Below are 5,947 nucleotides of genomic sequence, written 5' to 3'. Positions count from 1 at the left end.
GGGGTCGCCGGCGTCGGACATGAGCACGTCGAGGTTGAAGAAGTTGGTGCCCCAGCCGTCGCCCCCGGCGTAGGAGAAGCCGACGATGCGCTTGGCGATGCTTTGGCCGTAGCCCGGCTCGGCAAACTGGGTGCCGTAGGCAAAGTGCACCCAGGCGTCGCTCCAGGTGGCGGCTTGCGCGGCAGGGATGCTGCCCAGGCCACCACCGATCCATATGGCGGCTGCCAGTACGGCCTTGCCCTTGTTGCTGAAATTTTTCAACTTCGATCTCCTGCTGTTCAAGTTCAATGCATCGCGGACGACAGTAGCCGCCCGCACCTCCCTTGGCGCCCTCCCAAGGATTCCCGCTCCACCCGCCTAACTGCCACGGTAGGTTGAATAACTCCAGGGTGTGACGAGCAGGGGCACGTGATAGTGGCCGGCCGCATCGGCAACACCGAATTCGATGGGAACGTCCTCCAGAAAAGCGGGGGACGCCGTTGCGAGGCCTTGCGCCTGGAAGTAAGGGCCGACATGAAACACCAGCCGATAACGCCCGGCCGCGAAGGCGGCATCCTGCAGCAGCGGGGCATCGCAGCGCCCGTCGGCGTTGGTGATCGCGGTGCTCAGCTGAACCCAGGCGCCGGAACGTTCGGCCAGAACGGTGATGTGCACGCCGGTGGCCGGTTTGCCACGGGCGGTGTCGAGGATGTGCGTGGTCAGCTTACCCATATTTTTGCATACACTTTAAAAGTTTTATGTATGCTATTTCAAGCGGAAGCGAAATACAATGGAAATCAGGCACTCTCGTTTTCCCGAATCCATCGACAATCCCGGCCAGGCGAAGCGGGGGCGTCTGACAATACCGAGAAAGACCGAGAGCACTCCACGGCAGGCGTGGTTTCAGACACCCGCCCAGGAGGGCGAACCTTTCCAACGCACCGCGCCTCAAGCATGGAGGAAGCAAAATGAATGCCAAAGCTCTGACCCCGAACCGCGCCCGGCAAGCGTCCGAGCCCAAGCCGTCAAACGCGGCACCTGCCGCCCCCGAGCAGGACTCGACCCAGACCATCGCTGCCGCCATCACTTCCGCCATCATCGAGCACCGCCTGGCGCCGGGGGCCAAGCTCACCGAACAGAAAATCGCCGCCATTTACGGCGTCTCGCGCACCATCGTGCGACAGGCCCTGTTCCAGTTGGCACGCGATCACCTCGTCACCCTGGAGCCGGCGCGCGGGGCCTTTGTGTCGCAGCCCTCCGTCGAAGAAGCGCAGCAGGTGTTCGCCGTGCGGCGCATGCTGGAACAGCATCTGGTGGAGGAGTTTTGCGACAAGGCCACCCCGGCTGATTTCCGCGCCATGCGTGCCCACCTCAAGCAGGAACAGGCGGTGGTCGGGCGGGTGGACGTGACCGGCCGCACCCGGCTGCTGGGCGACTTTCATGTGCTGATGGCCGAGCGCATCGGCAACATCGTGCTGGCGCAGATTTTGTCGGAGCTGATTTCGCGCTGCGCCCTCATCACCTTGATGTACCAGTCGTCGCGCGCCGCGCAGCATTCCTCCGACGAGCATGTCGCCATCCTCAGGGCGCTCGAATCGCGCGACGTGAAGCAGGCCAAGACCTTGATGGAAGCGCACCTGCGCGAAACCGAAAACAGCCTGCTCTACCACCCGCGCACCTCCAGCGCCGACCTCACGCTGGCGCTCGCCGTCTACGCCGCCTGAACGCAACGCAACACGACACCGCCCATAGCAACACCATGCAAGGCCGCGCCAAAAAGGGCTGCGCCGCACATCATGTCTGCTCTCACGACCCACTACCCCCGCGACCTCATCGGCTACGGCCGCAGCCCACCCCACGCGCAATGGCCGGGGCAAGCCCGCATCGCGGTGCAGTTCGTGCTCAATATCGAAGAAGGCGGCGAGAACTGCGTGCTGCATGGCGACGCGGGCAGCGAACAGTTCCTCTCCGAGATGTTCAACCCGCCGAGCTTCGCGGCACGCCACCTGAGCATGGAGAGCATTTACGAATACGGCTCGCGCGCTGGGGTCTGGCGCCTGCTGCGCGAGTTCGAGCGCCGCGATCTGCCACTCACGGTGTTCGGCGTCGGCATGGCGCTGCGGCGCACGCCCGACATCGCCCGCGCCTGCGTTGAACTGGGCCATGAAATCGCCTGTCACGGCTGGCGCTGGATTCACTATCAAACCGTGGACGAAGCCACCGAACGCGAACACATGCGCTTGGGGCTGCAGGCCATCGAAGCCGTGTGCGGCGTGCGCCCGCTGGGCTGGTACACCGGGCGCGACAGCCCCAACACCCGCCGCCTGGTGGCCGATGACGGCGGCTTCCGTTACGACAGCGACTACTACGGCGACGACCTGCCCTTCTGGCTGCAAGTGCGCAAGACCGACGGCACGCTGGCACCGCATCTGGTGGTGCCGTACACCCTGGACAGCAACGACATGCGCTTCGGCCTGCCGCAAGGCTTTGCGCAGGCGGACGACTTCTACTGCTACTTGCGCGACAGCTTCGACGTGCTCTACGCCGAAGGCGAGACCGCGCCGAAGATGTTGAGCGTGGGCATGCATGCGCGCATGCTCGGCCGGCCCGGGCGCATGCGCGCGCTGCAACGCTTTCTCGACCACATCGCGCGGCACGACCGGGTGTGGGTGGCGCGGCGCATCGACATCGCGCGGCATTGGACGCAGACGCATCCCTTCAACGCCGCCACCGCTTTTGTCTGGGAATGACCATGTTGCAACTCGCCACCCTCAACGCCGCATCGCAAGCCGAGTTCACCGCCCTGCTCGACGGCGTGTATGAGCACTCCCCCTGGATCGCCACACGCGCGTGGAGTCTGCGGCCCTTCGCCACACTCGCGGCGCTCAAGCACGCCCTGGTGCAGACCGTGCGTGACGCTGGCCACGAGAACCAACTCGGCCTGATGCGCGCCCACCCGGAACTGGCGGGCAAGGCGACCGTGGCGGGAACGCTCACGGCGGAATCCACCAGCGAGCAAAGCCGCGCCGGGCTGGCGCACTGCACGCCCGAGGAGTTTGCGCGCATCACCCAGCTCAACGCCACCTACACCGCGCGCTTCGGCTGGCCCTTCATCCTGGCCGTGCGCGGCCCGCGCGGAGTGGGCCTGAGCCGCGCGCAAATTCTCGCCACCTTGCAACGCCGTGTGGACCATCCGGCGGACTTCGAGTTCGCGGAAAGCCTGCGGCAGATCCACCGCATCGCCGAACTGCGCCTGAACGACAAACTCGGTTTCGAGCCCGAACTCGGCAACACGGTCTGGGACTGGTGCGAGCAACTCGCCGCGCACAGCGAACCAGCCTGGGCGGAGAAAGGCGAGCTCACCACGACCTATCTGACCGGCGCGCATCGCGCCTGCGCCGCCGACATCGCAGCGTGGATGCGCGACTGCGGCTTCGACAGCGTGGAGATCGACGCCGTGGGCAATGTGGTCGGCGTCTATCACGGCCCCGATCCGCATGCCCCGCGTCTGCTCACCGGCTCGCATTACGACACCGTGCGCAACGCCGGCAAGTACGACGGACGCATCGGCGCCTTCATCCCCATGGCCTGCGTGCGCGCACTGCACCGCGCCGGCAAGCGACTTCCCTTCGGCCTCGAAGTCGTCGCCTTCGCCGAAGAAGAAGGCCAGCGCTACAAGGCCACTTTCCTCGGCTCGGGCGCGCTGGTGGGCGGCTTCAATCCGCAATGGCTGGAGCAACGCGACAAGGACGGCATCTCCATGCGCGAGGCCATGCGCCATGCCGGCCTGCCTGCCGAGTTGTCCGCCATCGCCGCGCTGCGCCGCGACCCGGCGCAGTATCTCGGCTTCGTCGAGGTGCATATCGAACAAGGCCCGGTGCTGAACGCGCTCGACCTGCCGCTGGGCATCGTCACCTCCATCAACGCCAGCATCCGATTGGTCGGCGAGATCATCGGCATGGCCAGCCACGCGGGCACCACGCCCATGGCCACGCGCCGCGACGCCGCCTGTGCCGCCGCTGAACTCGCGCTGTTCCTCGAGCGCCGCGCCGCTGCCGACGGTGATTCCGTGGGAACGATGGGACTGCTCGAAGTGCCCGGCGGCTCGATCAACGTGGTGCCGGGCCGCTGCCGTTTCAGCCTCGACCTGCGCGCCCCCACCAATGCGCAGCGCGACCGGCTGCGCGACGACGTGCTGACCGAGCTCGCCGCCGTCTGCCAGCGCCGCGGCCTGCGCTACACGGTGGAAGAAACCATGCGCGAAGCCGCCGCCCCCAGCGCCCCCGACTGGCAACGGCGCTGGGAAGCCGCGGTTGCCGCGCTCGGCCTGCCGCTGCACCGCCTGCCCAGCGGGGCCGGGCACGACGCCATGAAGCTGCACACCGCCCTGCCCCAGGCCATGCTGTTCGTGCGCGGCGAAAACGCCGGTATCAGCCACAACCCGCTGGAGTCCAGCACCGCCGACGATCTCGACCTCGCCTGCGCCGCGTTCAACCATCTGCTCGAGCAACTCGCCACATCATGACCGACACCGTACATGCCACTGTTGCGGCCAACTACGCCGCGCTCGACCGCTGGATCGACGCGCACTTCGACACCCAGGTGCGCTTCCTGCAAGAGCTGGTGCGCGTGCCCACCGACACCCCGCCCGGCAACAACGCCCCGCACGCCGAACGCACCGCCGAGCTGCTGGCCGGCTTCGGCATGGATGCGGAAAAAATCGCCATTCCCGCCGACATCGTGCAGGCCCACGGACTGCAGTCCATCACCAACCTCATCGTGCGCCGCCGCTACGCGCAAGGCGGCCCGACCGTCGCCCTCAACGCCCACGGCGACGTGGTGCCGCCGGGAGAAGGCTGGAGCCACGACCCCTACGGCGGCGAGGTCGTGGACGGCAAGCTCTACGGCCGCGCGAGCGCCGTGAGCAAAGGCGATTTCTCCACCTACACCTTCGCCGTGCGCGCGCTCGAAGCCCTGGGCGCCCCCCTCCAGGGTGGCGTGGAACTGCACTTCACCTATGACGAAGAATTCGGCGGCGAACTCGGCCCCGGCTGGCTGCTCGACAAGGGCTTGACGCAACCCGACCTGGAAATTGCCGCGGGCTTCAGCTACCAGGTCGTCACCGCGCACAACGGCTGCCTGCAGCTCGAAGTCACGGTGCACGGCGTCATGGCGCACGCGGCCATTCCCCATACCGGCGTCGACGCCCTGCAGGGAGCCGTGGCCATCCTGGGCGCGCTGTACCGCGAGAACACGCGCTATCAGCGCATCCGCTCCAAGGTGCCGGGGATCGATCACCCCTATCTGAACGTCGGCTGGATCGAGGGCGGCACCAACACCAATGTCGTGCCGGGCAAGGTCAGGTTCAAACTCGATCGCCGCATGATTCCGGAAGAAGATCCGGCCGAGGTCGAAGCCACGCTGCGTCGGGTGATCGAAGATACTGCGGCCACCTTCCCCGGCATCACGCTGGACATCCGCCGCATGCTGCTGGCCCGTGCGCTCACGCCCCTGCCCGGCAACAAGCCGCTGGTGCTGGCCCTGCAGCGCCATGCGCAAGAGGTGTTCAACGCGCCGATCCCCGTCACGGGCTCGCCGCTCTACACCGATGTACGGCTCTACAGCGAACGCGGCATTCCGGCGGTGATTTACGGCGCCGGGCCGCGAACGGTGCGCGAGTCCAACGCCAAGCGTGCCGACGAACACATCGTGCTCGATGACCTGCGCCGCGCCACCAAGGTGGTGGCACGCACCCTGCTGGACCTGCTGACGGTCCAGCAGGCGCGAGGTTGAACGCGGAGTTGAACGTTCTGCTCGACGCGAGCGCAAGGCTTGCGCAAGCTCAACGCAGTTCGCCGCGGATGTAGAGCGGGCCTTTGAGGCTGGCCACATAGGCGGCGATGTCGTGCAACTGCTGCGCGTCGTACTGCGCCACGATGCCACCCATGATGGGGTTGTTGCGGCCATA

General features: G+C 66.7%; 5 protein-coding genes and 1 pseudogene. 4 read left to right on the top strand and 2 right to left on the bottom strand.

Annotation, left to right across the window (positions count from 1 at the left end):
- Nucleotides 1-261: pseudogene (locus tag ACYCUK_RS22840) on the bottom strand (outer envelope protein); the annotation flags it as partial.
- A 96-nt stretch (nt 262-357) separates the two neighbouring features.
- Complete coding sequence (gene uraH / locus ACYCUK_RS22835; RefSeq protein WP_461596904.1) at nt 358-711, bottom strand: hydroxyisourate hydrolase; 354 nt, start codon at nt 709-711, stop codon at nt 358-360.
- 236 nt (nt 712-947) lie between these two features.
- Here uraH and ACYCUK_RS22830 point away from each other — a divergent pair, with 236 nt between their 5' ends.
- The 4 genes from ACYCUK_RS22830 to ACYCUK_RS22815 all read left to right on the top strand — a co-directional run bounded on the left by ACYCUK_RS22830 (nt 948) and on the right by ACYCUK_RS22815 (nt 5,772).
- On the top strand, nt 948-1,703 hold the full coding sequence (locus tag ACYCUK_RS22830) for a GntR family transcriptional regulator (protein WP_461596903.1): 756 nt from the start codon (nt 948-950) through the stop codon (nt 1,701-1,703).
- 72 nt (nt 1,704-1,775) lie between these two features.
- A complete protein-coding gene (gene puuE / locus ACYCUK_RS22825; protein WP_461596902.1) occupies nt 1,776-2,729 on the top strand; it encodes an allantoinase PuuE in 954 nt (317 codons plus the stop codon).
- A gap of 2 nt (nt 2,730-2,731) precedes the next feature.
- The gene (gene uraD / locus ACYCUK_RS22820; protein ID WP_461596901.1) at nt 2,732-4,504 is read left to right on the top strand and encodes a 2-oxo-4-hydroxy-4-carboxy-5-ureidoimidazoline decarboxylase; all 1,773 of its coding nucleotides are present in this window, start codon (nt 2,732-2,734) and stop codon (nt 4,502-4,504) included.
- Complete coding sequence (locus ACYCUK_RS22815) at nt 4,501-5,772, top strand: M20 family metallopeptidase (protein WP_461596900.1); 1,272 nt, start codon at nt 4,501-4,503, stop codon at nt 5,770-5,772. Before uraD ends, ACYCUK_RS22815 begins: the two co-directional genes overlap by 4 nt.
- The last annotated feature ends 175 nt before the right edge of the window (nt 5,773-5,947 follow it).

Source organism: Thiomonas sp. (assembly GCF_054608695.1).
This window is presented reverse-complemented; position numbering and strand designations above follow the sequence as displayed.

Bases quoted from the DNA above. Each gene is read 5' to 3' on its own strand.
- ACYCUK_RS22815 (WP_461596900.1), top strand. From the start codon at position 4,501: ATGACCGACACCGTACATGCCACTGTTGCGGCCAACTACGCCGCGCTC.
- puuE (WP_461596902.1), top strand. From the start codon at position 1,776: ATGTCTGCTCTCACGACCCACTACCCCCGCGACCTCATCGGCTACGGC.
- uraD (WP_461596901.1), top strand. From the start codon at position 2,732: ATGTTGCAACTCGCCACCCTCAACGCCGCATCGCAAGCCGAGTTCACC.
- ACYCUK_RS22830 (WP_461596903.1), top strand. From the start codon at position 948: ATGAATGCCAAAGCTCTGACCCCGAACCGCGCCCGGCAAGCGTCCGAG.
- uraH (WP_461596904.1), bottom strand. From the start codon at position 711: ATGGGTAAGCTGACCACGCACATCCTCGACACCGCCCGTGGCAAACCG.